This window comes from Kitasatospora sp. NPDC101155 (assembly GCF_044768305.1).
Lineage (GTDB): Bacteria > Actinomycetota > Actinomycetes > Streptomycetales > Streptomycetaceae > Kitasatospora.
The window spans coordinates 1-1102 of sequence record NZ_JBIWPN010000167.1 but is presented as its reverse complement, the minus strand read 5'-3'; the positions used below and the strand labels follow the sequence as shown (position 1 = coordinate 1102).

Here is a 1102-nt window from a genome sequence, read left to right as displayed (position 1 = left end):
GCCGTTTACGGTCCTTCTCGTTCGTCTCCGTACGAAACGAACCCCGCTCTCCGGAACGCCGAATCCTGCCGCCGGATCGGGCGGGCACGTGCATCCATGAAGCACCGCGGCAGGGGCGGGGGACCCACAGGTAAGTCGCCTCATCCGGACTGGTTCCGGCGGGGCTAGGGGTGAAGCCGCGTCTCTGCGCGGCCGGGCAACTCCAGCCCGAACCCGACAGCTCACCTCGTAGGCGTGTGAGAGGAATCGCACTTCATGCTGCCCGTCAACGCTCGCCCCAGCCTGTTCGCTGTCGGTTCCGTCAAGCGCATCGTCGCGGCCGCCGTGGTCGTCGGCGTCGGCGCCGGCATCCCGGTGGTCGCCGCCACCGCCGCGAACGCCGCCCCCGTCAAGCCCGCCCCGGCGCACTCGGCCCCGGCCGCCGCCCCGCAGGCGCCCGCTGTCTACACCGTCCAGAGCGGTGACTCCCTCACCAAGATCGCTACCACGCACAACGTGCAGGGCGGCTGGCAGAAGCTCTACGACCTCAACAAGTCCGTGCTGACCAAAGGCCCGGGCAAGATCTACCCGGGCCAGCACCTGACCCTGGGCGGGGCCGCCCCGGCTCCGGCCAAGCCGGCCGCCACCAGCCCGCTGGCCGCCACCCCGGCCGCCCCGGTCGCCAACACCCCGGCCGCGCTGCAGGCGCTTGCGGCCTCGATCGTCCCGGCGAACCAGCTGGCCTCGTTCGACCAGATCATCAGCCACGAGAGCGGCTGGAACATCCACGCCACCAACCCGAGCTCGGGTGCCTACGGCCTGCCGCAGGCGCTGCCCGGCAACAAGATGGCCTCGGCCGGTTCCGACTGGCAGAACAACCCCGCCACCCAGCTCAAGTGGGCCCTGCAGTACATGAACACCGTCTACGGCAGCCCGAACGCCGCCTGGGCGTTCTGGCAGGTGCACAGCGCGTACTGATCGGACCTCTCCCGATCGGTACGGCCTGATCGGACCTGATCGGCCTGTTCGAACCGATGGGTCCGAGCGAGTACCGCCCGTCGGCCGGATGTCCGGCGGCTGACGGGTGCCAAGCGGCCACCTGACCGGCCCGGTTCACGTAGCG

The 1102-nt window shown here is 70.6% G+C and carries 1 protein-coding gene and 1 riboswitch; the gene reads left to right on the top strand.

Translation table 11 applies throughout. The annotated features are described in order from the left end of the window. The first annotated feature begins 92 nt into the window (after positions 1-92). A riboswitch (cyclic di-AMP (ydaO/yuaA leader) is annotated at positions 93-248 on the top strand. A gap of 7 nt (positions 249-255) precedes the next feature. Beyond that, positions 256-957 (top strand): LysM peptidoglycan-binding domain-containing protein, encoded by a 702-nt coding sequence (locus ACIRYZ_RS46595; RefSeq protein ID WP_402955876.1) that lies wholly within the window; start codon positions 256-258, stop codon positions 955-957. Positions 958-1102: the final 145 nt, after the last annotated feature.